The sequence below is a fragment of the Streptomyces sp. NBC_00400 genome (genome assembly GCF_036048035.1).
GTDB lineage: Bacteria > Actinomycetota > Actinomycetes > Streptomycetales > Streptomycetaceae > Streptomyces.
Genome location: NZ_CP107940.1, coordinates 7,451,940 through 7,477,614, shown reverse-complemented (window position 1 = coordinate 7,477,614; position 25,675 = coordinate 7,451,940). Strand labels below are relative to the sequence as shown.

General features: G+C 69.9%; 27 protein-coding genes and 2 pseudogenes. 13 read left to right on the top strand and 16 right to left on the bottom strand.

Features of this window, described 5'->3' with window-relative positions; genetic code table 11:
• Nucleotides 1-151: 151 nt before the first annotated feature.
• From OHS81_RS32860 to OHS81_RS32835, 6 genes and pseudogenes are all read right to left on the bottom strand, one after another.
• Nucleotides 152-880: pseudogene (locus tag OHS81_RS32860) on the bottom strand (phosphotransferase family protein); the annotation flags it as partial.
• A 142-nt stretch (nt 881-1,022) separates the two neighbouring features.
• On the bottom strand, nt 1,023-3,320 hold the full coding sequence (locus OHS81_RS32855; RefSeq protein WP_328389304.1) for an ATP-binding protein: 2,298 nt from the start codon (nt 3,318-3,320) through the stop codon (nt 1,023-1,025).
• On the bottom strand, nt 3,287-3,580 hold the full coding sequence (locus OHS81_RS32850) for a hypothetical protein (protein ID WP_328389303.1): 294 nt from the start codon (nt 3,578-3,580) through the stop codon (nt 3,287-3,289). Before OHS81_RS32850 ends, OHS81_RS32855 begins: the two co-directional genes overlap by 34 nt.
• A gap of 218 nt (nt 3,581-3,798) precedes the next feature.
• Nucleotides 3,799-4,386: an alpha/beta fold hydrolase gene (locus OHS81_RS32845; protein WP_328391587.1), complete on the bottom strand. Its 588-nt coding sequence runs from the start codon at nt 4,384-4,386 to the stop codon at nt 3,799-3,801.
• 247 nt (nt 4,387-4,633) lie between these two features.
• Nucleotides 4,634-4,975, bottom strand: a complete 342-nt coding sequence (locus OHS81_RS32840; RefSeq protein WP_328389301.1) for a winged helix-turn-helix transcriptional regulator — start codon at nt 4,973-4,975, stop codon at nt 4,634-4,636.
• Nucleotides 4,945-5,364: a hypothetical protein gene (locus OHS81_RS32835; protein ID WP_328389299.1), complete on the bottom strand. Its 420-nt coding sequence runs from the start codon at nt 5,362-5,364 to the stop codon at nt 4,945-4,947. The genes OHS81_RS32840 and OHS81_RS32835 overlap by 31 nt, the downstream gene beginning before the upstream one ends.
• A 1,303-nt stretch (nt 5,365-6,667) precedes the next feature.
• Between OHS81_RS32835 and OHS81_RS32830 the strand changes: the two genes are divergently transcribed.
• Complete coding sequence (locus tag OHS81_RS32830; RefSeq protein WP_328389297.1) at nt 6,668-7,909, top strand: MFS transporter; 1,242 nt, start codon at nt 6,668-6,670, stop codon at nt 7,907-7,909.
• Between the two features lie 102 nt (nt 7,910-8,011).
• Here the strand turns inward: OHS81_RS32830 and OHS81_RS32825 are convergent, their stop codons facing one another.
• Complete coding sequence (locus OHS81_RS32825; protein ID WP_328389295.1) at nt 8,012-8,455, bottom strand: hypothetical protein; 444 nt, start codon at nt 8,453-8,455, stop codon at nt 8,012-8,014.
• Nucleotides 8,456-8,710: 255 nt separating this feature from the next.
• Between OHS81_RS32825 and OHS81_RS32820 the strand changes: the two genes are divergently transcribed.
• Complete coding sequence (locus tag OHS81_RS32820; protein ID WP_328389293.1) at nt 8,711-9,301, top strand: GNAT family N-acetyltransferase; 591 nt, start codon at nt 8,711-8,713, stop codon at nt 9,299-9,301.
• A gap of 213 nt (nt 9,302-9,514) precedes the next feature.
• Nucleotides 9,515-10,165, top strand: coding sequence for a hypothetical protein (locus tag OHS81_RS32815; RefSeq protein WP_328389291.1), 651 nt, complete (start codon nt 9,515-9,517; stop codon nt 10,163-10,165).
• Between the two features lie 40 nt (nt 10,166-10,205).
• On the opposite strand, the gene OHS81_RS32810 is transcribed toward OHS81_RS32815, so the two are convergent.
• Nucleotides 10,206-10,499 carry a hypothetical protein gene (locus tag OHS81_RS32810; protein ID WP_328389289.1) on the bottom strand — a complete coding sequence of 98 codons (294 nt, stop codon included), beginning with the start codon at nt 10,497-10,499 and terminating at the stop codon, nt 10,206-10,208.
• A 151-nt stretch (nt 10,500-10,650) separates the two neighbouring features.
• On the opposite strand from OHS81_RS32810, the gene OHS81_RS32805 reads away from it, so the two are divergent.
• The 7 genes and pseudogenes from OHS81_RS32805 (at nt 10,651) to OHS81_RS32775 (ending at nt 16,513) form a co-directional block, all read left to right on the top strand.
• Nucleotides 10,651-11,097 (top strand): VOC family protein, encoded by a 447-nt coding sequence (locus tag OHS81_RS32805; RefSeq protein ID WP_328389287.1) that lies wholly within the window; start codon nt 10,651-10,653, stop codon nt 11,095-11,097.
• 152 nt (nt 11,098-11,249) lie between these two features.
• A complete protein-coding gene (locus OHS81_RS32800; protein ID WP_328389285.1) occupies nt 11,250-12,236 on the top strand; it encodes a hypothetical protein in 987 nt (328 codons plus the stop codon).
• Between the two features lie 213 nt (nt 12,237-12,449).
• Complete coding sequence (locus tag OHS81_RS32795) at nt 12,450-13,004, top strand: hypothetical protein (RefSeq protein ID WP_328389283.1); 555 nt, start codon at nt 12,450-12,452, stop codon at nt 13,002-13,004.
• Nucleotides 12,991-13,308: a transcriptional regulator gene (locus OHS81_RS32790; RefSeq protein WP_328389281.1), complete on the top strand. Its 318-nt coding sequence runs from the start codon at nt 12,991-12,993 to the stop codon at nt 13,306-13,308. The genes OHS81_RS32795 and OHS81_RS32790 overlap by 14 nt, the downstream gene beginning before the upstream one ends.
• A gap of 33 nt (nt 13,309-13,341) precedes the next feature.
• Nucleotides 13,342-13,814: pseudogene (locus tag OHS81_RS32785) on the top strand (hypothetical protein).
• 353 nt (nt 13,815-14,167) lie between these two features.
• Nucleotides 14,168-16,051, top strand: a complete 1,884-nt coding sequence (locus OHS81_RS32780; protein WP_443058880.1) for an ATP-binding cassette domain-containing protein — start codon at nt 14,168-14,170, stop codon at nt 16,049-16,051.
• 117 nt (nt 16,052-16,168) lie between these two features.
• Nucleotides 16,169-16,513, top strand: a complete 345-nt coding sequence (locus OHS81_RS32775) for a MazG-like family protein (RefSeq protein ID WP_328389277.1) — start codon at nt 16,169-16,171, stop codon at nt 16,511-16,513.
• Between the two features lie 94 nt (nt 16,514-16,607).
• Here OHS81_RS32775 and OHS81_RS32770 read toward each other — a convergent pair whose 3' ends face one another.
• Both OHS81_RS32770 and OHS81_RS32765 read right to left on the bottom strand, forming a co-directional pair.
• Nucleotides 16,608-16,958 (bottom strand): hypothetical protein, encoded by a 351-nt coding sequence (locus OHS81_RS32770; RefSeq protein ID WP_328389275.1) that lies wholly within the window; start codon nt 16,956-16,958, stop codon nt 16,608-16,610.
• Between the two features lie 86 nt (nt 16,959-17,044).
• Entirely contained in the window at nt 17,045-17,212 is a 168-nt protein-coding gene (locus OHS81_RS32765; protein ID WP_328389273.1) for a hypothetical protein, read from the bottom strand.
• A 226-nt stretch (nt 17,213-17,438) separates the two neighbouring features.
• Between OHS81_RS32765 and OHS81_RS32760 the strand changes: the two genes are divergently transcribed.
• The gene (locus tag OHS81_RS32760; RefSeq protein WP_328389271.1) at nt 17,439-18,101 is read left to right on the top strand and encodes a hypothetical protein; all 663 of its coding nucleotides are present in this window, start codon (nt 17,439-17,441) and stop codon (nt 18,099-18,101) included.
• Here the strand turns inward: OHS81_RS32760 and OHS81_RS32755 are convergent.
• The 4 genes from OHS81_RS32755 to OHS81_RS32740 form a co-directional block, all read right to left on the bottom strand.
• Nucleotides 18,089-18,328 (bottom strand): FAD-dependent monooxygenase, encoded by a 240-nt coding sequence (locus OHS81_RS32755; protein WP_443058801.1) that lies wholly within the window; start codon nt 18,326-18,328, stop codon nt 18,089-18,091. The two genes, OHS81_RS32760 and OHS81_RS32755, sit on opposite strands and share 13 nt — an antisense overlap.
• Before the next feature lie 35 nt (nt 18,329-18,363).
• Nucleotides 18,364-19,077, bottom strand: coding sequence for a VC0807 family protein (locus OHS81_RS32750; protein ID WP_328389269.1), 714 nt, complete (start codon nt 19,075-19,077; stop codon nt 18,364-18,366).
• The gene (locus tag OHS81_RS32745) at nt 19,074-19,718 is read right to left on the bottom strand and encodes a TetR/AcrR family transcriptional regulator (RefSeq protein WP_328389267.1); all 645 of its coding nucleotides are present in this window, start codon (nt 19,716-19,718) and stop codon (nt 19,074-19,076) included. Before OHS81_RS32745 ends, OHS81_RS32750 begins: the two co-directional genes overlap by 4 nt.
• 346 nt (nt 19,719-20,064) lie before the next feature.
• Nucleotides 20,065-20,652: a TetR/AcrR family transcriptional regulator gene (locus OHS81_RS32740; RefSeq protein WP_328389265.1), complete on the bottom strand. Its 588-nt coding sequence runs from the start codon at nt 20,650-20,652 to the stop codon at nt 20,065-20,067.
• Between the two features lie 210 nt (nt 20,653-20,862).
• Here OHS81_RS32740 and OHS81_RS32735 point away from each other — a divergent pair, with 210 nt between their 5' ends.
• Together OHS81_RS32735 and OHS81_RS32730 are read left to right on the top strand one after the other, a co-directional pair.
• Nucleotides 20,863-22,311, top strand: coding sequence for a DHA2 family efflux MFS transporter permease subunit (locus tag OHS81_RS32735; protein ID WP_328389263.1), 1,449 nt, complete (start codon nt 20,863-20,865; stop codon nt 22,309-22,311).
• A gap of 163 nt (nt 22,312-22,474) precedes the next feature.
• Nucleotides 22,475-23,026: an acyl-CoA dehydrogenase gene (locus OHS81_RS32730; RefSeq protein WP_328389261.1), complete on the top strand. Its 552-nt coding sequence runs from the start codon at nt 22,475-22,477 to the stop codon at nt 23,024-23,026.
• 102 nt (nt 23,027-23,128) lie between these two features.
• Here the strand turns inward: OHS81_RS32730 and OHS81_RS32725 are convergent, their stop codons facing one another.
• Nucleotides 23,129-23,818, bottom strand: a complete 690-nt coding sequence (locus tag OHS81_RS32725; RefSeq protein WP_328389259.1) for a M24 family metallopeptidase — start codon at nt 23,816-23,818, stop codon at nt 23,129-23,131.
• A gap of 637 nt (nt 23,819-24,455) precedes the next feature.
• Nucleotides 24,456-25,670 (bottom strand): RNA polymerase sigma factor, encoded by a 1,215-nt coding sequence (locus OHS81_RS32720; RefSeq protein ID WP_328391585.1) that lies wholly within the window; start codon nt 25,668-25,670, stop codon nt 24,456-24,458.
• Nucleotides 25,671-25,675 lie beyond the last annotated feature (5 nt).

The following is a 25,675-nucleotide window of genomic DNA, read 5'->3' as shown; positions in this document are numbered from 1 at the left end:
TCGCGCACTTCGAGAAGCGCAAGGTCTCCATCGGCACCTGCGCTCGTACCTTTCCAGCCTGACTCGGCGTCCCGCGACGCACGAATAGGCGCTGGGCCGGCTTTGTAGGCGAGACCTGGATTCCGTCACAGATCACGGGAAGTGGTCACGGCGGGCGATGCTGCTGCGCGAGATTGGTGGAGCAGTGCGCCACGTCGAGATCCGCCGGGCCCCAGGAGGTCGCTGCCCAGTCGACGACGCCGGTGATCCGGGGACCTGCCTGCCTTGGGGGCGGCACGTCGAACAGCACGTTGCCGGGCTGGAAGTCCCGGTGCAGGAATCGCCCTTCATAGGGCGGCGCGGGCCTGCGGATCACGTCGATCGCCGCGGCCCATGCCGCCGTGTCGGCGCCCTTCGGAACCACGACGGTGTCGGCGGTCGTCCATGCCTCATAGCCCCGGGGCCGCTGGGCGGGTCGCAGCGCGTGGATCGCCACGAGTTGACGGGCCAGCAGAGGGACGCGCGCTTCCAATCCCTCGTCATCCAGGACCGTCCGGCCCGCCAGATGTGTCATAAGGAGCGATGGATACGCGCAATGCGCGGCGGTCGGATCAACCGCGATCAGTCCAGGAGCCGGCACGCCGGTCCCGGTGAGCAGGGTCAGGGTCCCGGCCTCCCTGGTCAGCCAGTCCTCGGCATGCTCCACGTTGACGAAGGTCCGCAGCACCAGGTCACGGGTGCCTCCGTCCCGCCTGCCGATGGTTAGCCGCCGCATTTGAGCGGTGATGCCGCCGTGCAGCGCCTGGGTTCTGACGATCCGTTCGCCGGCCTCCAGGTGCCGGCTCACCCAAGCCAGTGTCAACGGTCGGACAGCCGCCGCCTCATCGTGGTTGGTCACCATGCCACCCCATCATCCGGACGACGGCACGCGCAAAACCCTTTCGTTGGAGGCGATGGCAACCCTGCTCTATTCCTCTCTGTTCCTCGTGTCCGCCCAACGGCACGTCGCGCAGCTGCCGCACCGCACAGGAAGGACGCCGCAGTCAGTTCGAGGGAATGGGCAGTTCCCGGACGTTCTGTCCGCTGACGTACCAGGCGGCAATGTGTGCACGGGAGCTGAACCCGAGCTTGGTGAGGATGCGTTGAACGTGTCCCTCGGCCGTGCGGGGGGCAATGACCAGGCGCGCTGCGATCTCCTTGTTGGTCAAGCCCTCGGATACCAGCTGGGCGATCTGCCGCTCTCTCGGCGTCAAGTCTGCACCCTCACCACTCGCTTGCCGTTGCTCGCCGGTCGAGGTCACCGTCCCTAGCACGTAGTCGAGTGCTGCCTCTTCGGACAGGTCGTAGCCACGCTGGAACGCGGTGTCGAAGCGGTCGTCGCCCATCGCCGCACGGACCACGCCGAGGTGCTGCCGGTGCACCACTCCCACCGGGTGGAAATAGTCCGGTGAGGTGCCGACCGTCCGCCACATGGCGGCGGCGGCACCGCTCAGGGTCGCTGCCCGGACATGGCGCGCCTGCCGTTCACTCACCCAGGAGAGGATTTCGCACGCGAAGGCCATCAGGAACTTGGCGCTCACCCGGCGGCGCAGGTTCAGGGCCTCGCGCGCTGCGGCCTCCGCGTGCGCCAGGTCGTGGTCGAGCTCGACGAAGGAGAGGGCCAGCAGTGCCCAGGAACGCCAGATCACCTCTCCGCGCTGCACGGTGAGGGCAACTGCTTCCTTCAGGAGGGCCAGGCCCCGTTCGCGCTCCCCCTGGTGCCCGAGGATGAGTCCGTGGATGGACATCGCGAGGAGCTTGCCGCTGAGGTCGTGCCCCGAGCCGAACCCGGACAGGGCGTCGGCGGTGAGCAGCGATGCCTTCTCGATGTCTCCTGAGGAGGCGGCTTTCATCCCCTCCACGAGCGTCACGTACGCGCTTTCCTTCGTGAGGCCGAGTTTCCCGGCCAGCTCAGCGGCCTCGACGAGCTGCGCCTGTGCGGCGTCGACGTCGCCTTGCAGCAGTGCCACCCACGCGTTTCGGCGCAACGCCGAGGTGCGCTCCGGCGAAGGCTCGGGGCTTGCCGCCAGCGCTTGATCGAGCCAGTGACGCGTCACGCCGTTGAAGCCCTGGACACCCAAGTAGGTCCCCAGTTTGTCCGCCATGCGCAGCGCGAGGACGGCGTCATCGGGCTGGGTGAGACAGAAGCCCAGGGCCTCGCGCAAGTTGGCGTGCTCGCGTCGCAGCCGCAGAATCCAGGAATCCTGATCCGGTCCCATCCACTCGGCCTGGAATTGCTCCACCATGCGGACGTACCAGTCGCGATGACGACGGTGAAGGGCATCCTGCTCGCCGGCCGCGACAAGCCGCGCCTCGCCGTACTCCCGTAGGGTCTCCAGCATCCGATAGCGCACACAGCCCTCGCGCTCGTCGCGGATCAGGATGGATTTGTCGACGAGGGAGAGCACGATATTCCGTATCTCCTCCGGCGTGATCCCCTCAATGGCGCCGACATATTCGATGCCGTCCAGGTCGAAGCTGCCGGAGAATACTGATGCCCGGGCCCACAACTCTTGCTCGGGCCCCGCGCACAGGTCGTAGCTCCAGTCGATCAGCGCTTGCAGCGTGCGTTGCCGTGTGGGTGCGTTCCGGGGGCTGACGGTGAGCAGGCGGTAGCGCTCGGACAGGCGCTCCTCGATCTGGCCGAGCGAGAGTGCGCGCAGCCACACCGTGGCCAGCTCGATCGCCAGCGGGATCCCGTCGAGCGCGCGGCACAGTCGCGCGATTGCTGCGCAGTCCTGGCTACGGAGACGGAAGCCGGGCAGCACGGCGCCGGCCCGATCGACGAACAGGTTCACCGCGTCGTACTGCGTCAGCGCATCCGGCGACGACACTGCTTCCGGGCTGGGTACCGGCAGCGGAGGAACCACCAAGGTCGTCTCGCCGTACACGCCGAGCGACTGCCGGCTCGTCGCCAGGATCTGCACCTTCGGACACGCTCGAATGACGCCATCGATGAACAGCGCGCAGTCGTCGATCAGATGCTCACAGTTATCGAGCGTGAGAAGCACCTCGTGGGAGGCGAGGTATTCGATGATCACGTCGATCGTGGTGCACGAGGGCTGGTCGTGCAGGCCGAGTTGTGCGGCCACCGTGTGCGCGAAGAGAGCGGAATCGCGCAATTCAGCCAGCTCGATGAAGCGCACACCGTCCCGGAAACTCCGTCGCACAGCAGCGGCCACATGCACGGCAAGGCGCGTCTTGCCCACTCCGCCGGGGCCGGTGAGCGTCAAAAGCCTTGAGGATGCCAGCAGTCGTTTCGCATCGGTCACCTGCTGCCCGCCGGCCGACGCGACGCGCACAAGTGGCGGACTGCGGCTGCCGGGTGAGCCGGCGCCTCGGCACGGCCGAGTTCGGCCGGCAGGATCTCCTGCCCGGACGAAGGGGGTTCGCGCAGCGCACGCCGCAGGTAGGCCACAGTCCTCTCGGAGTCGCCGCGTGCCGCAGCCAGGCGTGCGGCGGCACACAGCGCGCCGACCACCCAGTCCCTGCCGTCGGGCTCGGCGGCGAGCAGATGCCCGGCGGCCTCTTCCAGCGGGCGGCCGCGTCGGGCGCGAGCCATTCGACGGCCCCGAGCGGCGAGGTCCGCTCGCAGGCGCTGTCCCGACTGCGCTGCGGCGTGCACGGCCTGCCGGGTGGCCTCCGGCCGCAGCCCGCCCCCGGCCGGCGCAGCAGCGCCAGAGGCCTGTCGCCGCACATCCTTACGTGACCTTCCGACATGCCTGGCACCGCTGGCGGGGGTCGCCTCGTCCTCGGCATGGCCCCCACCAGCGGTGAGTCTCAGGCGCGGTGCCGGCCGAGGAAGCCGGTGATGAGCTTCTGCCATTCCTCGGGGCGTTCCACCATGGGCAGGTGGCCGGTGGGGATCTCCACGAGCTGGGCGCCGGGGATGGTGTCGGCGAGCTGGTGGTGCAGGCGGGTGGAGGTGAACCAGTCCTGGGTGGTGGAGATGACCAGGGTGGGTGCCTTGATGTGCGGCAGGTCGTCGCGGACGTCGGCCCGGGGGGCGAGCTCTGCGTGCTCGGGGGTGCCCTCCGCGACACTGGCGGCGGTGAATCCGATCGCCTGCTGGATCTGCTCGTCCGGCATCGCCTGCAGCGCGTCGGCGCCCAGGGCCATCATCGTCAGATACTCGGCCAGCAGTTCGCGGTTGCCCGACTCGGCCAGCTTGCGCCAGACGGGCAGGGCGAGCGCGAGCCGGTTGTCCCGGTGGGGGAAGGTGGCGGTCAGCACGAGGGCGGTGACGCGTTCGGGGTGGCGGGCGGCGGCGCGGAGGGCGACGGGGCCGCCGAGGGAGTAGCCGGACAGGGCGAAGGTGTCCAGGCCCTCGGCGACGGCGGCGACGAGCTGGTCGGCCAGGTCGTCCAGCTGCAGCGGTGTGGTGGAGCGGGGGGGGTGTCGCCGCTGCCGGGGTAGTCGACACCGACGACGGTGTGGCGGGCGGCCAGGCCTTCGAGAATCGGGCCGTAGGTACCGGCCACGCTGCTGCCTGCGCCGTGGGCGAGGGCGAGGCCGGGGCCGGACCCCAGGACGGTGCGCGAGAAGGTCGCTTCGGGCAGAGTCCGTGCTGACATGGTGCGTTCCATTCTTCGTGGAGTAACGAGGAGTAACGGGGTCACGCGGTTCTTCGGCACTGCGACCAGGAGCGGATCCGCTCCAGGCCGGGCAGCAGCGCCCGGCCGTCGGTGGTGAGTGTGTAGGTGGCGGGCCCGGGCGGGAGCCGGTCGTGGGTGATGAGACCGGCGTCGAGGAGTTCGCGCAGCCGGCCGGCGAGCATCTTCACGCTGATGCGGTCGATGGCGGTGCACAGTTCGCCGAACCGGGCGGGGCGGGGCGGGGCGGGGCGGGTGGCCAGGGTGTGGAGGATGATGCCGTTCCACTTCTGGCCGAGGACCTCGAACGCGGCGGTGAGATCCGCATCGGCGGTCAGCGGCGCGAGGGTGGTGCGGGCTGCCATCGGTTCTCGGTCCTTGTCCTCACGGGTGGTGCGGTATGCGGTGGGTGGGCCGCAGCCGGCCGGGGGTTTGCCGGCTTGCGGCCCGAGGAGCGAAAGGGCGGGGAACCGGTTCGCAGCGCCCCGTAGGCGACCATGTCCGCGCTGCCGTCCTCGACCAGCGTCTGCGCGTCCGGACCGCTGGCATCCGGGTAGGTGAACGGGTTGAGGACGAACGTGCCGGGCCAGGCCTTGCGCAGCCGCGCGGTCAGGGAACGGTCCGGGCCCTCCATCAGGTGCAGATAGGCCAGGTCCAGGGCGGCGAGCCGGTCCAGCAGCGCCGCGTAGACCTCGGTCGGGTCGTCCTCGGAGATGTCGTTGTAGACGTTCCCGGGCGAGATCCGCGGGCCCACCCGGGGGCCGCCAGCTCCGTCGGCTCGGCGCCGGGACCGAACGCACGGCTGCGGGTCATCGGCGCCATCACGACGCGGCTGGCCAGGCGCTTGCCGCCCAGGACGATCGGATCGAAAGCAGTGGTCATGGTCTCTTACCTCTTCCTCTGGATGCGTGACGCTCTGCGGCTCGGGGGCTCCGTCACCCGCAGCGGATGGGGTCCCCCGGTACCGGGGCAGGAGGCCACCGTCCCGGAACCGGCCGCGGCCGACGGCGGACCGATCAGCCACGCGATCTGCCACCTCGCCCGAGCCGTCCACGCGACGGCCTCGCTGTCCCACTCCCGGCAGCCGCAGACACAGGGACCGGAAGCAGCAGTTCCCCCACTCTCTCGGCACCCTGCAGTCCTGGACAGGGGAGAAATACGCGTACCACTACCTGTTCCGCGCACACCCGAACCGCACGCCGCCCGGCACCATGGCCGCACGTCCCACTGCCAGTGCCGCCAGGGCGGGTAAGGATCCGGCCATCCCCGGCACGACGACGGGTGCGTTTCGGCCTATTCGAGGTGAGCCCAGTCGCGTCCTCTGCCGCGTTTCAGACACATCCCACTTTCCGGAGTTCCCTGGAATTGGTCACCTTCGACCGACTTCATATCGCCATCTCTTGATTTCTCGGGGTACGTTCGTCGATCCACCGTGATTCATCGTGATTCACCCGCCCGGAATGGCCGGCGCCCGGTCGCAGCGCGCCGCGGCGGGCGCGGCCACGCGCTGTCCGGGCCGGTCCAGGCGCCCGCGCCCCCGGCCGGCGGTGTCAGCGGTGAAAGCTCTGTTTGCCCTTGACAGATCCCTGCAAGATTCCCAGTGTTGACCCTCGGCATTCGATTAGCGTCTGCAGGGACCGAGGTGCGTGAAGACGGCCGGCGTACACGAAATCCCTGAAGCTCAATTCATCTATACAGAATTCAACCAAGGGCCTGAAGGGGCCATCGCATATTCGGCGAGGCCACGCGCCGGAGAGAAATGCCGTGCACAGGCACGGGCGGGGGAGGGAGCCATGAAAGCGAGAAAGGCCGGCGCGTCCGATTCGCCGGAGGCCGGATTATCAGGGCGTCCACCTCGCGCTTCATCTGGGCACCGAGCCCGGTGACGCGGTGGCCTGCGCGCCGTACGCCTCGTCCTGACCAGAAGTGAGCCGTGCATCTCGTCGTGAGCCAGAGGCGAACCGTACGCCGTGCGGGGCCGCGGGGAGGGCGGTCCTGATGCGGCGTCGATCCGGGACCGGAGCCCCGGAGACCATCCACCACCCAACGGGGGACGTATGAAGAACAAGAGAGAGCTGGGGCTGCTCACCGTGGCCCATGGGGTCAACGACATGTACCAGGGCGCGGTCCCCGCGTTGCTGCCGTTCCTCCAGGCCGGACGTGGTTACAGCTACACCCTGATCACCGGGATCACGTTGGCCGCCACCGGACTGTCCAGCCTGATACAGCCACTGGTCGGACTGCTGGCCGACCGTCGGCCGATGGGCTGGCTGGTGCCGGCCGGGATGGTCACTGCGGGAGTCGGGGTGGGCCTGTCCGGCCTGGGCGACGCGTATGTGTGGACGTGGATCGCGGTCGCGCTCGCCGGCATCGGGCTGGCGGCGTTCCACCCGGCGGGCGCGATGGCGGCACGCACCCTCGGCGGCGGCGACGCACGGTCGATGAGCGTCTTCGCCGTCGGCGGCAATATCGGCGTCGCCTTCGCCCCGCTCTTTGTGTCCGTGGTGATCAACGGCGCCGGTGTCTCCAGCACCTGGCTGCTCGCCGTGCCCGCCGTCGTGATGGGCGCGGTCTGCCTGGTGACCCGGCGCTCCTGGCAGGTCATCACCACAACGCCCCCTCGCACCACGGGCGTTGACGGCAAGGCGGCACAGACCGGCCCCTCGGACAACTGGCGGGCCTTCGGCACGCTCTCCGTCATCTCGGTGTTCTGGTCGATTCCCTACGTCGTCATGGGGTCGCTCGCCGCGCTGTACGTGATCAGCCGATTCGGCGTCTCGGCGGCCACCGGCTCGGCGACCCTCACCGCGTTCAGCGCGGGCGGCGTCGTCGGCACGCTGGCGGGCGGGTGGAGCGCCGAGCGCTGGGGCCGCCTGACCGCCCTGCGCTACGGCTATCTCGTCTCCGCCCTCGCCGTCGCCGGCGTGGTGCTCATGCCGCAGATCGCCGGGGTGCTCGTCTGCGCCTTCCTCTACGGCACGGTCCTGTTCGTGCCGTTCGCCGCGCAGGTCACGCTGGCGCAGGACTACCTGCCCCACCGCATCGGCACGGCGAGCGGACTGACGCTCGGCGTCACCCTGTCGGCGGGCGGGCTCCTGTCGCCGCTGTTCGGCATGCTCGCCGACGCCTGGGGCATCCGCGCCGTGCTCGCCACGCTGATCGGCATCCTCCTCGTGCCGGCCGCGCTGGCCTGGCGCCTGCCCGAACCCCGCACGGCCGCATCACGCCCGGCGCACAGCTGCAAAAAGCCTTCTGACTCCGGGTCACCTCGATACGACCAAGCACGGGAGAGCCGGTGACGACCACGGTGTGACCGAAGTCCGCGGTGGGGCCATGGGTGCGCGGACCGACATTCCGGCGCCGCATAGAGCGTCGAGGCGGCCCACGGATGTCGGCTCGGCTCAGTCCACCCTTTGGTCGCCGTCGGGCAGATCCTCGACCGTGACCTTTCCCCTCGACTGTCCGAGTCCGTCCGCCACCGCCCTGGCCAGGCCCTCCGGGTCGGGCCCAGCAGGGACGGGCACCCGCTCGCCCTCCGCGTAACTCTCGATCGCCTTGGTGAAGTAGCTCGGGGCCCAGGCACCGACGGCGCCCCTGACCTCCACCGCGCGTACCCTCCTCGCCCCGGTCCGCTGTTTTACCGCGGCGAGGATCCGGTCCGACCGGTACTCCCCCGGCACCTGGAAGAGGCTGGCGTGCGCGCCCACTTTTCCGCCATCCCGGAGGCGAACGGTCACCGTCAGACAGCTGGTCACACCGGGATAGATGAGGGTGCCACCCGGCGCGACCTCGCCGACCTGCCCCTCGGTGAGCCGGATGTTCGCGGTCGCGGGTGTGACGGCCACCGGCGTACGTGCCGGCGACGCCACCGGCCGCGGCGGGAAAGCGCTCGCGGCCGCCGGCTGAGCCTGGCTCGCGACCACAAAAGCAGCCCCCAGGCAAAGGGTCAGCAGTGCTGTGACGGGTGATAACGCCGTGCCGTTCGCTCGCATCCGCCACATCCTGCCAGGTTTCCGGTTTCCGGCTACCAGGCCTGGATCCGCAGCGACCAGCTGGTAATGGGTTGTCGGCCCCGGCTGGGCTGCGAAAGCATCCGGTGCATGGAAGAGCCTGCCGAAAGCCTCAGTTCTGACCAGGTTGAACTGCGCCGGTGGCGCATGAGCGATCTCGACGCCTTGGAACGGGCGATCTACGAGTCTCTGGACCACCTGCTGCCGTGGATGCCTTGGGCAGCCAACCCTGGCAGACAGCAAACCTCTGACTTTCTCGCCCGGAGACAGTCAGAGTGGGAGACCGGGCAAGCATTCGGCTATGCCATCACGTCAGACGCCGCGGTGATCGGCAGCTGCGATCTCATGCGCCGCATCGGTGAGGGTGGCTTCGATATCGGCTACTGGCTTCACCCGGATTGGACCGGAAGAGGCATGGCCACGATGGCCACTGCGGCTCTTGTTCACCAGGGCCTCCAGCTCACGGGCATCGACCGCATCGAAATCCATCACGATGCCGCCAACCCGGCCGGCGGAGCCGTCGCCCGCCGCTTGGGATTCACTGAGGTTGACCGTATACAAGCACCTGACGGGCCCAGAGCTCCTGGCGAATCGGGGACTCATGTCATCTGGCGAATGACCGCAGACGAATGGAAAACAAGGAAGCTCAGCCCGCCCAACAAACAGGCAGAGCACGGGTAATTCGGGTGTTTTCTGATCGCACGCCGCCCGTGCGGGTGGCGGCGGCCAAGACGGCTACCGTCAGCCGTCGGCCCGCCTTGGCGGGCTCCTCGGCTCGCGTTCGGGTCCTGGCGAGGCGGTAGCCCTGACGCTCCCCGGAAGCGATCCGCCCGCACGTCACGGCGTGACATACCAGGTTGGCTTCACACGGATTCGCTCGGTACAACCTGTCGCATGGGAATCTGGACCGATGCGTTCATGGCACCTGAAGAGCCGGGCCTACTGCCCCGGGAGGCATTCGGCCGGCTTGTGGTCGACCTTGCGCGCGAGCGTGTGGTCCGTACGCCTTGGGCGCTGATTGCGGGCGAACTCTGTGTCAACGCGAGCCTGAACTGGGGCAGCGTCAGCGGACAGGCGCGATGGGACCGCCCGGCCGTGGGCACGCTGCTGCGCTCGGAGGAGGTCCCTGAAGAGTTCCGGGACAACGCCCCGCCCCCGTGGGGCGATTCGCACGAACAGGCCCGTCTGCTCGCTCGTAGTGACGCGATCCTCGACGCGCTGCCGGCCCTGCAACAGGCGCCGTATGGGGACCAGGACGTCGCCGTCGTCTTCGACTGCCTCGACTTCGGCAACCGGGCCATCGTTGACCACTTCCGGTTCACGGACTCCCGCACCACGCTGGTCTGTTTCGCCCTGGCCCGCACGCAAGTCCGGCCCCTCGCCACCAACGACTCCGGGGGCCCCGGCGGGCCGGTCCACCCGGTGCGCACCTGCATCGTCCACACCTTCAAACACACGGCGGAAGAAGGTGCCGTACCGACGATCGCCTCCGTGGCTGCCCGTCACTTCGGCCCCTCCCTTGTCAGCGGAGAGACCTGGGGCTGAGCCGAGTTGTGGTGGCGCCAGGCCCCCTGCCGGGGCAGCATCAGGTGCTCCTGGTGAAGGACACCGGTCGCTTCTGGAGGGACTCCCACCGTTCCCCGGCCCAGAAGTGGGGCTTGAACGAGCCGCAGGTGCGCAGGAACTCGTACACGGCGAAGAAGGCGGCGTCAGGCCCCCGCGGCCATTCCCAGTCACCCGTGACCGCCGGTGTGCCGTGGTTCCACAGCCCCGTCTCATCGGCGTACCAGGCATCCCTCAACCGCGACAACCGCTCCCGGGGCGGCGCCTCCCCCAGCCATGACCAGTCAACGATCATCACCGTGATGTCCAGTCCCATGGGGGTGAGGCTACTGATCGCCCGGATACGACAGTGCCGGCGTGGTCGGCCTTTGGAGGCGGACATTGCCGGCAGGCTCTCACCGTGTCGTGCAACGTCCGCCCCGGAAAAACAGCAGACATGGCTTCGGCATCTGCTCGATCATGAGCTGATGACTGCGTTCTACCATGTGTGCTTCGTTGTGCCGGATATCGAGAGGGCTATGCAGGACCTTGGGAGGTCCGTGGGGGTTGAGTGGGGTGCTCCGGTGGCTGACCGGCTTGGCGAGTGGGACTTCCGCATCGCCTTCACCCGCGGCGGACCACCGTTCATCGAGCTGATCGAGGGGCCCGCGGGGAGTCCTTGGGATGCCTCGCAAGGAGCCCGGTTCGACCATCTGGGCTACTGGACAAGCTCTGTCCAGCAGGGTTCACAGCGGCTGGACGACGAGGGTTTCACCGTTGACTTCTCCGGTTGCCCCTATGGCCGGCCCTTCGCGTACCACCGCTTGGACAGCATTGGCGGCCGTATCGAACTGGTGGATGTGACACGGCAGCCGGCCTTCCTCCAGAAGTGGCATGGCGACGGAGGCCCCATGCCCGTGATCGACGAGAGATGAGGAAGGTTCTTGGCCTCGCTGTGTTGTCCACCCCTCCTCCATAGGTTCCCCTCGCATAGGCTCCCTCCCGCGTGAAGCTCCCTCCCGTTCCCTAGCCTTGGGGCAGCCGACGGCACGAGAGTGCACACACCCCGGAGGGGACGAGAGCGACGATGCGGGCACGGATCGCACTGCACGACACCGACTGGACAGAGGCGGAACACGCCTACGGCGACGGAGCGGACACCCTCAAGTGGCTTCGTGACGCCTGTGGCGAGGACTCGGACCGCGCCGGACGGGCCGTTGAGGTCCTCCACAACTGCCTGGTCCACCAGGGCAGCGTCTACGCAGGGTCGGCCAAGGCGTACCCCGTCCTCGTGGACCTCCTGCTCGACCCCACGGCACCTCACCGGGCAACCCTCGCCGACCTGCTGCTCGGCATCACCATCGGTATCGCGGAGACCGAAGCCGTGCACCACGAGATCCGTACGGCCCACGCGCGGGCGACCCCGCGCCTGCTTCCCCTCCTCACCGACCCGGTTCGTGAAGTGCGGCACCGCGTCGCCTACATGACCGGATTGCGCACCGGGCATGAGGAGCTGGCCGTACGCGCGCTGGGCGAGCGCGCCCTCAGCGAACCGGACCCGCTCATCGCTGCGGTCATGACCGGTGGAGTCGCCCGGCATGACGTCGCCCACCGCGCCGCATGGCTCTCCGGCGCTCTGGCATCCCGTCACACGCCCGCTGTCCGCGCCGCCGCGGCGTGGGGCATCGCCCAAGCCGGACTGCCGTGGACCACCGAGGTGACCGCCGCCGTCACCGAGGCTTGGGAGCACGGCGACGTGCTCAACGGCGATGTCATCGAAGGCGAACAGTGGCGCTGGTCGGACAACCCGCTGGCAGAGACGCTGATCGCCATGGCCGACTCGGTCCGTGCGGCGGAGATCTGCCTGCGTTTGACCCGGTCGGAAGACGAGGACACCGCGGAATACGGTGCCGTCGCCGCCGTGGGCCTCTTGGAGGAACACCCGCACGCGTACCCGGCGTTCGCCTCCGTGATCGCCGCCGTCCGCGCCCACCGGGCCCTCCACATCCGCTCTTACGCCGATGACCTCGACGCCCTCACCTCGGCGGACGAGGGGGATCACACCGCGCGGTAGGCCTGGTCGCGAGGCGGCAAAGAGCCTCGCGATATCAGCGAGTTCCGCCGCCTTCCTGAAGCAGGTCATGCAGGGGCGCTGGAGCAAGGGGCGGCGGTATCACCGCAACATCCAAGGAAACTGACACCTCGTTGACTATCACCAACACGGGAGAGTAGTTTCCTCTCAGGAAACTGATTCCGATGAGGCAACGAGCCCTTCAAGGAGATAGCCATGTCATCTACGTCATCGCCGTCCGAACCCGACGGCCCCCGGCCCTCGGCAGACGAAGCGGCCCGCGCTCTCAGGGACATTGACCGGCACCGGGAGCAGGCGCACAGCTCGGCCGCCAACTCCCGTTGGGTATCCGTGGTGTTCGGCGTCGTGTTCGGCGCGCTCTTCGCAGCTCCCGACTTCTTCGGAGCGGGAGCGGCCGCCTGGTCCTCGGCGGCTTACGGAATACTCGGCGTCGGCTATGTCGTGCTGCTCAACACCCGCAAGGGCTCGACTCTGCTGGGTCAGCCCGTCCGGATGCGCAGGCAGGAGATTTCCGGGCGCTTCCGCAGTTACGCGCTGCTCACACTGCTTGTCGTACTCCTGGCCGGCTTCGCCATCCAGTTGCTGCAGCCGCACTGGACCCTCGACGTGCCGTACTGGCGGACCGCGGTGGGCGTGGTGGGCGGCGGCGCCCTGGCCCTGTTCGGGCAGAGCTGGCAGCGGGCGCTGCTCTCGGTTGCCGTGCACGGCGGCCGGCGCACAGGGGCGAGCGCCCTCGATGGCACACGCTGACTTCGACCCCGTACTCCTTGACCCCACCCGGCTGACGATCGTGTCGCTGCTCGCGGGCGTGCAGTGGGCCGAGTTCAGCTGGGTGAAGGAGTCGGCGGGGCTGTCTCCCTCCGCCCTGTCCAAACAGATCAGTACGCTGCAGTCGCACGGGTACGTCGAGGTGCGCAAGGGGTACGTCGGCAACCGCCCCCGCACCTGGGTGAACCTCTGCGACGGCGGGCGGGCAGCGTTGGAAGCACACGCGGCGGCTCTGCAGCGGATCGTCGAGGAGTCACGGCGTACGGCGAGCGGGGACGGCACCTAGCCAGGTGGCTTCGTCGGTGGCACGGAGGGCGCCATGGAGATCACCGTCCAGTGGATACGGACGTCCTGGACGAAGAAGTCCAGGGGAGGGGAAGCCGCTTCGCGCAGGAACGCGGCCCCGATCGGCTTTGCGCTCCCGCATGCCGAAGCCGGCTCCGCACACGTGATGCGTCTGCACGAGCGCGACGGCTTCGAGCCGTATGACACCCGGGAAGACCTCGGCAGGGTCGATGTACAACTCCGGGAAGCCGACGGACGGTTGCGGGTCCTGCCCCGGGTGGACCCCTTGTTCGCCCTGCCGCCCCGGCCACGACGGCCCCCGGCAGTGCGCCTCGCCCCCGGCCAGTGGGTGCGCCGGCAGCTCAACTACCGCTTCAGCAGCATGGCAGGGGCGCAGGACTGGTCGTACTGGCTGGACACGTTCCACATCGCCTACGGCCCGGTGAGCGCCGAGGTGTTCCTGACCACGCCCCCGCTTTCGTCGACGAGCAAGGGCCGCTCAGATAACCCGTGATCACCCGTCCTGAGCGGACGGCCAGGATCGGTTCCGGATGACGCTATGTCATCCGGAACCGGACCCCGTTTGCCGGACGCACGAGATGTTCGGCCCCAGGCTCCCTCGGCCGGCCGACGGCGGCGCAATCCTCATGCGCCCCACGCGTTCCGGATAGCGGCGATTCGGCCAAGCCCCACCGCCCGAGGGCGGCCCCAGTAAGGCGCCCACGCGTTCGAGCCCTTGCCGCGCCCGGGCTCGCACACGTCCGGAATCGAGCGCGTTCGATTCTCTGTGGGCGTCGTTAGGCCGTGCACTGCCGGACCATCCAGGTGCGGCACCGGCCCCAGGAGGGACGCAGGTGACTGTGACCGACGCCTTGACCGCCAACGAGGAGACGCCTCCCCCGCCACCCCCGGCGGCCATCGAGTTCGAGGGCGAGTTCGGCAAGAACCCGCTGGCCGAGGCCGGTTTCTTCACGATGGGCAGACGCCTTCCCGCCGTCCTCGGCGACACCGTACGGATGGCCTGGGACGTGGACCGGGCCGCCGTCCTGCTTCTCGTGCTCTGCCAGCTCCTCACCGGCGCTGCGGCCGCCGTCCTGCTCGCCTTCACCGCGAAGGCCATGACGCATCTGCTCGCAGCCGACCCCGTCTCCGAACGCCTGCAGGGCGCCCTGACCGCCCTGATCGTGCTCACCCTCGCCGCCGGCACGGGACGCATCAGCTCAGCCCTCGCCTCCTACGCCTCCAGCCGCATCACCCCCCGGCTGATGACCGAGGCCGATGTGGCGCTGGTCGCCGCCACCTGCCGGGTCGAGGCCGCGGCCTACAACGAGGACGGCTTCTCCGACCGGCAGGAAGCCGCAGAGATCGGCACCGTCCGCACCGCCACCATGGTCGACGACGCCCAGCGGCTCATGGCCGCGGTCGTCCGGATGGTCGCGGCGGGCGGCGTCATCACCGTGCTGCACTGGATGATGCTCCCGGTCCTCCTGCTCGCCGTGCTCCCGGCCGGGACCGGCGCGATCCTGCGGGCCCGCGTGGACTACGAGACGCACTACCTGAACATCGGCGACCGCAACGTACGCGGCATGATGCGCTGGTGGGCCACCCTGCCCCGCCACGGCGACGAGGTCCGCGCCAACGGCATGACGGGCTACCTCCTGTACTGGTACCGGGCCCTGTCCGAGCGCATCGACCAGCGCACCCTGGGCTCCGCCCCGCGACGGCTCCGCATCGACCTGACCGCCGGTGCCCTCGGCGGCATCTTCCTGATGGGCACCTGGGCCACCCTCGCCTGGCTGGCCGCCACCGGCCGCGTCCCCCTTCCGGTCGCCGCCACCGCCCTCGTCGCCGTCCAGACCGCCCTCGCCGCGCTCTCCCAGGTCGTCATCCAGGGTGCCGCCATGTTCCACACCTCGCTCTACCTCTCCGACATGCGCGCCTTCCTCACCATGGCCACCGAGCGCGCCCCCGAGCGGGGTGCGCTGACGATCCCGGAGGAGGTGCACGAGATCCGGCTCGACGACGTCGTCTACCGGTACCCGGGCAAAGAACAGCCCGCCGTCGACGGCGTCTCCCTGCGTCTGCGACGGGGCGAGATCCTGGCCGTCGTCGGAGAGAACGGCTCCGGCAAGTCCACGCTCACCAAGCTCATCACCGGCATCCTCGTCGCCGACAAAGGCCGCGTCCTGTGGGACGGCACCGACCTGGCCCGGGCCGATGTCGACGCCGTGTGGAAGCGGACCGCGCTCGTACCGCAGAACTTCGCCACCTGGCCGCTGCGGGTCCGCGAGAACATCACGCTCGGCCAGCCCAAGACATGGGACGACGACCTGGTGTGGAAAGCCATCGACGCCGTCGGCATGCGTGACACCATCGAGGAACTGCCGAACCAGCTCGATTCCCTCCTGGCCCGGGAGCTGTTCGGCGGCGTGGAACTCTCGGGTGGGCAGTGGCAGCGTCTGGTGTGCGGCCGCGCGCTGTACCGGCAGACTCCGCTGCTGATCCTGGACGAGCCGACCTCGCAGATGGACGCCCGCGGTGAGCACCAGATCTTCCTGGAGATCAAGCGGTTGGCCGCCGCGTGCATGACGATCGTCGTGACCCACCAGCTCGAGAACACCCGTCTGGCCGACCGGATCATCGTCATGGAGCACGGCCGCGTGATCGAGGACGGCACCTACGACGACCTGCTCCATGCCGATGGCCTGTTCGCCGAGCTCGTAGCCCTGGCCAAAGACCGGTAAGCATCGTCAGCCCCGGCTTGCGCCACCACCTGCCGGGGCCGCAACTCCCGGCAGGCGAGGGCACGCACGCTCCCTGGCCGGCTGAACCCCGACCGTACGAGAGGAATCGAGACGCAGATGACCGAGACCTGGCAGACGATCGCCCGCCTTGCCGCCCGCCTGGAGGAACACTCCACGCTCCCTCGCGAACAGCGCATCCTGCTGCAACTGCTGAAGATCCAGGAGGAGGCCGGCGAGGTCGCCGAGGCGGTGATCGGGGCCATGGGGCAGAACCCTCGGAAGGGCCACTCGCACACCTGGGAGGACGTCGAGGCCGAGGTCTGCGATGTCATCGTCACCGGCATGGTCGCGTTGCGCCGCATGAACCCCGAGGCCGCGACCGTCTTCACGCGTCATATGGAGGGCATCGTCGCCCGGGACCTCGACAAGGCCGAGACGGCCGAGGGTGCCGCCGACCGGTGAACGGGTGCCGCCATCCTGTGAACCGGCTCGCGCCATCGAACAAGAGGCGTCTTGGCCGGACAGGAGCCGTCCTGGTCAGAGGCGGAGGGCTGCTTCAGTCTCCCTGTGACCACGCAGCTGAGGGGAGTGACAAGTAAACGCCGAAGTCGTGGAGTCCGGTCGCAGTCCTGATGTCCTGGTGAAGCCTGTCCACGCGTTCTTGGCGGTCGGCGGCCCGGCTCTCGAACCACTTGGACCTCACCTCGATCACCACGTCCAAACCGCTCCGGTCCAACGGACCCAGCCTGCGGAAGCGAATCTCCACATCGCCCGGCTGCAAGTCCCCGTCGTACGGTTCCTCGGGACACTCCACGGCCTCGGACACCAGGTGCGGCAGTACCGACCCCAGTTCCCGGAGCTTCGATTCGGCGACACCCGGCGCATAGGTCACTTCCACAAGCGGCATCGGACCACCCTAGTCCCGATCACATGCGCGGGTCGCGGAGCAAGAACACGAGCGCACGCGCGCATGAGCGAGGTGGGGGGATGACATCACCGGAGCATCCGCTCCATCACCGCGACGGGCAGTGCCGGGTGCTGGGCTGCAGCTTGCGCGGTGTCCGTGTCGCGCAGCAGCTGGACCAGCACCCGGGCGGGCAACTGCGGGTGCATGGCGGCCGCGCGGCGTATGCGCTCGTGCGGGTCGTCGAGCATCCGCACGGCCGAGGCGACCGTCAGCCGGGGGGTCGGTCGCTGCCCGCAGCCGCACCTCCGCTGCGGTGTCCCGGCTGAACCGCTCCACGAGCTCGATCGTCGATTCGGGGTCATCGAGGGCCAGTTGCCGCATGCGCGGATTCGGGTCGTCGGCGTAACGCAGGAGGTCGCGGCGGGGGAAGTTCGGGTGGCTGTGGGGGCGGTCGGGAACGCTGAGGCTGCCGGTCCACCATTGCCAGACCCCGAGCAGCATGTCGGCAGGTGCGTCGTCGCAGGATTCGGCGAGGAAGAGCTGTACGACACGGTCCTCGTCCCGGGCGAGGCGTTCGATGACGTCGGGCGGGAGGTGCCGGGCGCGGGCGACGCTTCTGCGCACGAGAGGGTGGGAGGAGGCGGCCAGGCGGCGCATGGCGTCGGGGTCGTCGTGCAGCGCCACGACCCACCGGAGCGGGGAGCGGTGGCCGCTTGGGTCGACGTCGGTGCAGATGCCTGCCCGCTGTTCCTCGGAGAGGTCGGGCCTGGTGGCCACTACGGAGCGGACGTCTTCGTCGGAATCCTGGGCAAGGCGCTCGACCAGGGCCGGGTCCAAATAGGGGTTGCCGGCAAGCGCGCAGCGCTGGGCCGGCTCACCGTGGCGTGCCAGGCTTTCGGCGAGGCCGCGTTCCAGGCGGCAGGTCTGCAGGGCGCGTTCCTGAACGTTGTCGGAGTCGAAGACCGAAGGGGGCATCGGATGGTCCTGGTGGTGCCGGAGCAGTGCCTCGGCACGGACCTTGTCGGAGGGGTCGTCCAGGAGCCGACGCCGGGCCGGGCCGCCCAGGTGAGGCCAGGCCCTCGGGCAGGCCGCGGCCCGCACGGCCGGGTCAGGGTCGGCGGCCAGGGCGGTCACCATCCGTAGGGGAAGCCCGGGGAGACGAGCGGTCTCTTCGATGCCGAGGGAGCCAGTGACCGGTCCCATACGGGCCCCAGCCGGCCCCGGCAGTCCAGCACCTCGGCGGTGCGCGGCCGCAGATTGAGCGCTTCGGACTGGCCGCTCCGGCGGGGCAGCCGCTCCGCGACCACCGTCCGCACTCCGGCCAGTCCCAGCTCGTTGGCGAGCAACAGGCCGGTCGGGCCCGCCCCCACGATCAGTACGTCGACGTCGGTGTCCAGAGGCTCCCCTACAGCTTCAGGCCGTGCCGGGTGAGGTACCAGTTGTGGAACGCGAACAGCCCCCCGAGCATCAGCAGCCAGAGCACGGTGCTGGTCAGCGGGAAGGCGTCCAGCGGGATCGTGTACACCAGCACCACCCGCAGCAGCGCGTCGAGCAGGAAGACCGCTCCCCACACCGCCGTGACCAGTCGCAGGTGGTGACGGAACGTCGGCTCCTCGTCCCACCGCGCCTCCCAGGCGGCCAGCCCGGCCTCGCCGACCTTGGCGATGACGATGCCGCGCGAGGCCGTCATGATGAACGGGCGCCGGGTGAGCAGCGTGCCGAGCACCCAGAGCCCGATCGCGGCGGTCAGCCAGCTGTCCCGGATCATCAGCACCCGCGGACTGCCGGTGATCAGCGACAGCAGTGTTCCGGCCACCACCAGGCTCAGCGTGAACACCGCCATTGCCTCGACGCGCCGCTGCCGCACGATGCCGTAGCCGATCCATGGCAGGAGCAGCACACCGCCGACGACCATCGAGAGCCACTGGCCTGCGCCGGCCGCCCGCAGCCCGTAGTAGGAGCCGAGCGGGAGAACGAGCTCGAAGAGCAGTTGCACGACGAGCCGCCGGCGCAGCGCCGCCGTGCGGCCCCGGGCCGTCGCCGTGGCGGATCCGTCCGTGTCGGTCTGTGGTGCCTGGTGCGTCGCCATGGTGTGTGCCCCCGTGTCCGCTGTGGTCATGACGTGTTCCTGGTGGCGCGCTCGAACAGGTCCGCCAGCTCCCGGCCGGCGGCCCGCACATCGAGATCGGGATCGTGGGTGGCGCGGCGCACCACGTCGTCGATGGCGGCGCGGATCACCCGCATCATCACCCACGGGTCGAAGTCACCGAATGCGCCCGCGCGCTGCGCCTTGCGGATCTGCTCCACCTGGACGGCGAGGTTCGCCTCCGTCGAGTCGAGGAAAGCGACCATCCCGGGGTCGCCGCCGCGGAGGTTGGCAAGGATCTCGACGAGCGCCGCGAGGTGGTTCGGGTACTCGGCGAACAGGTCGAGGTTGCCCTCGATGGAGGCGCGCAGGCGGGCCGCATAGCTCTCGTGGGCCTCGATGCGGGGGCGGATGTACCCCTCCGCGAGCCGCATCACCTCGGCGACGACCTCCCGCATCAGGTCGTCCCGCCCGTCGAAGTGGTAGGAGATCATCCCCGTGCTGCTCAGCCCGGCGCGCTCCGCGATCTTCGCAAACGAGGCGCGGTGGTACCCGGCATCGGCGATGACATCGATCGCCGCGGCGACGATCTGGGCGCGGCGGCCCGTCTCGGTGAAGGAGGGCTTGGTCTTGCGTGCCGCCTTTTGCTTGGCCGTACTGTTTCTTGCTTGCATGAGCAAGAAGGTAGCGGGGTTTGCTCACCCGAGCAAGATGGTGGTGCGGTTGTCCGCGGTACGGGCATGGGCGGTGGGGGCAGCGCGGGCGCCTGCGGTAGAGGCCATCGCGACGCGGAGCCCCTGCCGCGGGCATCTGCAGCAGGGCGTCCGCCGTACGTGCGGCGCGAGACCCGCACCATCGGCACCGGACAGACAGGGGGCCGATGTGGCCCGTGGAGCGCATGCGCGGCCAGGAGCGGGCCACCGCCGGACAAGGGAGAGAGGCCGCACATCCAGCCCTCGCCCGCCGAGGACTGGCCCCACCCGGGAGAGGACCTTCCCCCGGGCGACTTACGACGCCGCCCTACTCGCCAAGGGCGGACGGCCGGGCGCCGTACTCAGGGGCCTCCCGCACCGGCAGACCCCGCAGCAGGCTGTCCAGGAAGAGGTCGAACCGGAGCGGCACGTCGCCGAGAAGGCGCTGCTCCTGCGCACCGAGCCAGGTGACGAGCGCGGTTCCGAACACGTACCAGCTCTGCTCGGCCGACTCGGGGTCCGCGCCGCCCGCGCGGAACGCGGCGACAACGGCGTCCCGCATCTTGAAAAAGCCGCGCGTGTGCCGGTGAGGGCGGGAGATGCGGGTGGCATAGCCGGGAGTGGCAAGGAACTCGTCGTGCGCGGCCCAGGCGAGGCGCCCCAGCCACGCACGCCAATTGTCCGGCGTGGGTGCATCGGTGGGGACGATGCGGTCGATCAACGCCTCGCCGATCAGGTCGATGACGCCCTCCCGCCCCTGAACCCAGCGGTAGAGGGCGGAGTGCGAGACGCCGAGCCGGGCCGCCAACTGCCGCATGGACAGCGACTCCAGGTCGCCGGAGGCGAGCGCGGCCGCCACGATCGCACCCCTGCTCAGCCGCGCGGGCGGGCCGGGCCGCTTGCCAGGACCAGTCATGCTCCGGACCTTACCGACCGGGCGGAGACTCCCGCTGACGGCCACCCCTGTCGGTGACGGCTCCTCCTGTCGACGACTCCCCCTGTCGGCGACGGCTTCCCCTGCCGACGACGACTCCCCGCACCTTAGTGACCAATGGTCTCTATTGAGTTAGGCTCACCTTACTTACTTCTGCTTCTCCGGTTCTCCGTACCGAAAGGAGGGAGTGCTGTGCCCGTGCGCACGGAAAAGGACGCGCGCCCCCGGAAGGAAACGACCAGGCGCCCGGCGAGGGCCGCCACACCTCCCGGGCTGCTCCTGCTGCTCGCCTGCGGCGCGATGTTCCTGGTCGTCCTCGACGCCACGATCGTCTCCGTCGCCCTGCCCGCGGTCGGCTCCGAACTCGGCTTCGGCGGTGCAGGACTGGGCTGGGTGGTGAACGCCTACACCCTGACCTTCGCCGGTTTCCTGCTGCTCGGCGGGCGGTTAGCCGACCTCTTCGGCACCCGTCTGCTGTTGGTGACGGGCCTTGTGCTCTTCACCCTCGGCAATGTGTGGTGCGGCCTCGCCGACGGCCCGGCGCAGTTGGTGACCGCCCGCGCCGTGCAGGGCATCGGCGGGGCGCTGCTGATGCCCGCGACGCTGACCGTCGTGCACCAGGCGTACCGCGACCCTGTACGGCGTGCCCGCGCGCTGAGCCTGTGGAGCATGGTCGGCGCGGTCGGCGCCGCCGCCGGAACGGTGCTGGGCGGGGCTCTCACCGACGCGCTCGGCTGGCGCTCGGTGTTCTGGGTCAAGGTCCCCCTCGGCCTGGCCATCGCCGTGGCCGGATGGCTGGTACTGCCCCGCCGGGCAGCCTCCACCGAACCGGGCGCAGGACGCCGTCCCGTCGACCTGCTCGGGGCGCTCCTGGTGACGGCCGGTCTCGCCGCCCTCATCTACGGCGTCGTGACGGTGCGCGCACCCGGCACACGCGGTGCAGCGTTCGCGGCCCTGGCCGGCGCCGTGACACTGCTCGCACTCTTCCTCGTCCATCAGGGCCGCTGGGCCCGCGAACCCCTCGTACCGCTGCGCATCTTCACCCACCGCTCGGTCAGCAGCGCCAACGCCGTCGTCTTCGGTCTGGGCGTCGCCTACCTCGCCAGTCCCGTACTGCTCGCGCTCTATCTGCAACAGGTGCTCCACTACAGCCCCACTCGCGCGGGGTTCGGCTTCCTGCCGACCGCCTTCGCCGTCATGATCGGTGCTCACCTGGCCGGGCGCCTGACCCCGCGCTGGGGGACCCGCCGCACCGCCGCCGTGGGGACAGCCGTCTCGGCCGCCGGCTTCCTCTGGCTGTCGGGAGTCGGAGCCCACAGCGCGTTCCTGGTGGACATCGCGCTGCCCGCGTTGTTGCTCGGTCTCGGTGCCGGCGTGGCGTTCACGCCCATCACCGTGGCGGCCACCAGCGGCATCGCCCCCTCGATGACCGGGCTCGCCTCGGGCCTGCTCAACACGACCCGGCAGGTGGCCACGGCACTCGGCATCGCCGTGCTCACCACTCTCGCCGAGGCCCGCGGTGGAGCCCCCGGCTTTGCCCTGGCCTTCGCGGTGGCCGCAGCGCCGGCCCTCCTCGCCTCCCTCGCGGCCGCGGTGTGGATGCCGCCTCGCGTCGAACCTCCGCGCTCTCCCTCCACTTGAGCCCGGTCGCTGCTGCGCTCGTGGGCAGGGCGGCGCCGGCCGGCCTTTCCCGCCCTGCGTCGCGCGGAATGCGCACCTCGGTCAGCTGTTTCAGGCGCCGATCGAGAGCACCATCACCGCCGAAGGGGACAACCTGGTCATCTGGACGAAGGCCGGCGCCGACATGCTGATCGGGCGCGGCTACCGCCCGCCCCCGGCCCCCGCTGCACGCACCGGCGCGCTGACCGGCTGCGCTCTCCTGCTCGACTTGCTCGTGAGGCACGAGCTGCACTGCTTCCGGTACGCCCGCAACCGGCTCGGCCGGCCCGGCGCCGGCCCGATGGACCGCTGGAACCACGCGGTGAACCCGGCCCTGGACCTCGTGGGCGCGTACGCCACCCGACGGGCCGCCCAGGCATTCCTGGCCGCCGTCGACCGCGTCGGCGACACCACCACGCGCAGCCTGCTCGCGCAGGTCTTCCAACTCTTCGTGCTCCAACATCTCGCGCCCTACGCGGGGTTGCTGCTGGCGGACGGCCACCTCACCGCCGAAGCGGTCCGGGACCTGGCTCCCGCCGTCGACCGCGTCAGCGCCGCGCTGGCCCCCCATGCGCTCACCCTCGTGGAGGCATTCGCCGTTCCGGACGCCATCCTCCAGGCCCCCATCGCCACCGACGGCTACGACGCCGCCTACGACGACCCGGCGGGACCCTGGCGGCCGACACCGGCCGGCTGACCCCGGCCCGGCACGGTCTCGCCCTTACCCGTCCAACCTTCCGAGGAGCACCGTCGGCCATGAGCGGTGCGTCCGCCGGTGCTCGCCCCGGCAGACGGCGCGTCAGCCGAGATCCAGCAACTGCTCGTAGAAGCCGCCGATTTCCCGTTCCGTGTCGATGAGGTGGATCTCCAGGATCCAGTGGCAGCGCCGCCCGGCCTTGTCGGTGCGCCGCATGGGGGTGTCGTTGGCCGGGGTGATGTAGGACTCGGTGTCGGCACCGTCGATCTTCTCGTGCGGGAATTCTCCGACCAGGTGGCCCGCGTGCCACCCTCCCAGGGCCCAGCCGGCTTCGACGGCAAGGTCTTGAACCCGGGCGTACAGCTGCTTGCCGGTGATGTCCGGGGTGGCCTCGAAGGTGTGGCGTCCGGCCGCGAAGATCTTGGGCAGGTCGTCCCGTAGGCGGTGTTTGACGGGGTCGTCGCCCAGGACGTAGGTGCGGCCGAAGTCGGCTTCGTACTCCTCGAAGATCGGGCCGAAGTCGGCGAAGGCGATGTCGTCAGCGCCGATGGTGCGGTCCGGTGGATTCTCCCGGTACGGGTGGAGGGTGTGGGGTCCGGAGCGGATGATCCGTTTGTGCCAGTGGCGGGTGGTGCCGAACATGTCGTTTGCCAGATCGCGGACGCGGTCGCTGACCGCGCGCTCGCTCTCGCCGGGGGCCACCAGGCCGCGGACGGCGATCTCGTGGAACAGTGCCTCGGCCTTGGCCTGGGCTTCCAGCAGCCGTTCGGCGCGTACGGATTCATTCGCCATACGACAAAACCCTAAGGGCTGTGCCGTCATCCCTGGCGGACCGGCGCACGGCGGCAGACCGCCCTCCGGTCAAGCGAAGGCTGCTCCTGCCGGCGGGTGTTGAACGGGTGTGGGTCGCCCCTGCTCTCACGGGGCGGGCTCGGCGCGCAGCCGTGCTCGACTTGCCGCAAAAGGGGGAAACCCAGCCTTTCCCTCTCCGATGGTGAGGCTCTTTGCCTGCGCGACGGGTGAGGGCGAGCCACGTCGCCCCATACGGCCGCTACCGCGAGACCGCCACGAGTGGATCTTGTGATTTGCAACCAAAGGCGGGCACCCCTTTTGGGTCTCTACATAAGAGGCTTCCGCTGGAAGTTGTCTTTGCATGAGCGATTAAGGGAGACGCGGCCACTGAACCGTGACATCCGGCCACTCCCCCTTAGCTCCGTACCGCCGGGCGGGCCTTCGCTCCGTATTGCCGGACGGCCTTCGCTCCGTATTAGCGGACGGGCGGTCAAACAGGCGGTCAAATCGGCGTCCACGGCGGTCGTATGGGCAACTGCCGTGGTGCGGGGGCTGTTTTGGTGGGACCGGCTGTTTTGGTGGGACGGGCCGGCTTGGGCTTGGTGGGACGGGCCGGCTTGGTGAGGCGCGCGAGCCGTCAGCGGCGCCGGCGGGCGTTGAGCCGGGCGGCCTGGCGCGTCAGGTGGTCGCGCTCGGCGAGGTTGGGTGCCTTGCGGGCCGCCTCGGCGTACAGCCGTGCCGCCGTCGCCAGATCGCCGTCGCGCTCGTGGAGGTACGCCGCCACCGCGGCGTAACGGGGCACGGGGTCTCCCTTGCCCGAAGAGCTGGAGGAGGAGTCGTCCAACTCCGCGAGTGCCGCCAGGCCGGCGCGCGGTCCGTCGGCCTCGCCGACGGCCACCGCGCGGTTGAGCCGGACCACCGGGCTGTCGGTCAGGCGCGCGAGCTCGTCGTACCACTCCACGATCTGCACCCAGTCGGTCTCCTCTGCGGTGGGTGCGTCGGCGTGGAGCGCCGCGATGGCGGCCTGGGCCTGGAACTCGCCCAGCCGGTCGCGGGCGAGGGCCGCCTGCAGGATCCCGACGCCCTCGGCGATCAGCCCGGTGTCCCACCGGCCGCGGTCCTGCTCGGCGAGCGGCACCAGGCTGCCGTCGGGCACAGTCCGGGCGGCGCGCCGGGCGTGGTGGAGCAGCATGAGGGCGAGCAGCCCCGCCACCTCGGGGTGGTCGACCCGGGCCGCGAGCTGCCGGGTGAGCCGGATGGCCTCGGCGGCCAGGTCGACGTCACCGGAGTAGCCCTCGTTGAAGACCAGGTAGAGGACGCGGAGCGCAGTGGCGACATCACCGGGCTGATCGAACCGGACACCGGAGACGGTGCGCTTGGCCCGGCTGATGCGCTGCGCCATGGTCGCCTCGGGCACCAGGTAGGCCTGGGCGATCTGGCGGGTGGTCAGCCCGCCGACGGCGCGCAGGGTGAGGGCCACCGCGGAGGACGGCGTCAGTGACGGGTGGGCGCAGAGGAAGTAGAGCTGGAGGGTGTCGTCCACCGCGGGCGCGGGGCCGGGCGCCGGTTCCTCCTCGACGCGGTCCTCGCGCCGGCGGCGGGCGGCGTCCGCGCGGGTCTCGTCGAGGAAGCGGCGCCAGGCCACGGTGACGAGCCAGCCCTTCGGGTCCCGAAGGGGGTCTCCCCTGTTCGAGCGCGGCCGAGAGCCTGGGGAAGGGCCGGCCGGCCAGACACGGAGCGCCTCGATCAGCGCCTCCTGCACCGCGTCCTCGGCCGCCGCGAAGTCGGCTCCGCGGCGGACGAGGATGGCGAGCACGCTCGGCGTGAGGCTCCGGAGCAGGGCCTCGTCCATCGGTG

Coding starts and splice junctions, on each gene's coding strand:
- OHS81_RS32790 (WP_328389281.1), top strand. CDS start 12,991: ATGGCACACGCTGACTTCGACCCCGTACTCCTTGACCCCACCCGGCTG.
- OHS81_RS32850 (WP_328389303.1), bottom strand. CDS start 3,580: ATGGCTCGCGCCCGACGCGGCCGCCCGCTGGAAGAGGCCGCCGGGCAT.
- OHS81_RS32745 (WP_328389267.1), bottom strand. CDS start 19,718: ATGCAAGCAAGAAACAGTACGGCCAAGCAAAAGGCGGCACGCAAGACC.
- OHS81_RS32840 (WP_328389301.1), bottom strand. CDS start 4,975: ATGGCAGCCCGCACCACCCTCGCGCCGCTGACCGCCGATGCGGATCTC.
- OHS81_RS32725 (WP_328389259.1), bottom strand. CDS start 23,818: ATGGCGAATGAATCCGTACGCGCCGAACGGCTGCTGGAAGCCCAGGCC.
- OHS81_RS32750 (WP_328389269.1), bottom strand. CDS start 19,077: ATGACCACAGCGGACACGGGGGCACACACCATGGCGACGCACCAGGCA.
- OHS81_RS32730 (WP_328389261.1), top strand. CDS start 22,475: ATGCTGATCGGGCGCGGCTACCGCCCGCCCCCGGCCCCCGCTGCACGC.
- OHS81_RS32720 (WP_328391585.1), bottom strand. CDS start 25,670: ATGGACGAGGCCCTGCTCCGGAGCCTCACGCCGAGCGTGCTCGCCATC.
- OHS81_RS32740 (WP_328389265.1), bottom strand. CDS start 20,652: ATGACTGGTCCTGGCAAGCGGCCCGGCCCGCCCGCGCGGCTGAGCAGG.
- OHS81_RS32800 (WP_328389285.1), top strand. CDS start 11,250: ATGCGGGCACGGATCGCACTGCACGACACCGACTGGACAGAGGCGGAA.
- OHS81_RS32815 (WP_328389291.1), top strand. CDS start 9,515: ATGGGAATCTGGACCGATGCGTTCATGGCACCTGAAGAGCCGGGCCTA.
- OHS81_RS32795 (WP_328389283.1), top strand. CDS start 12,450: ATGTCATCTACGTCATCGCCGTCCGAACCCGACGGCCCCCGGCCCTCG.
- OHS81_RS32805 (WP_328389287.1), top strand. CDS start 10,651: ATGACTGCGTTCTACCATGTGTGCTTCGTTGTGCCGGATATCGAGAGG.
- OHS81_RS32810 (WP_328389289.1), bottom strand. CDS start 10,499: ATGGGACTGGACATCACGGTGATGATCGTTGACTGGTCATGGCTGGGG.
- OHS81_RS32830 (WP_328389297.1), top strand. CDS start 6,668: ATGAAGAACAAGAGAGAGCTGGGGCTGCTCACCGTGGCCCATGGGGTC.
- OHS81_RS32775 (WP_328389277.1), top strand. CDS start 16,169: ATGACCGAGACCTGGCAGACGATCGCCCGCCTTGCCGCCCGCCTGGAG.
- OHS81_RS32770 (WP_328389275.1), bottom strand. CDS start 16,958: ATGCCGCTTGTGGAAGTGACCTATGCGCCGGGTGTCGCCGAATCGAAG.
- OHS81_RS32820 (WP_328389293.1), top strand. CDS start 8,711: ATGGAAGAGCCTGCCGAAAGCCTCAGTTCTGACCAGGTTGAACTGCGC.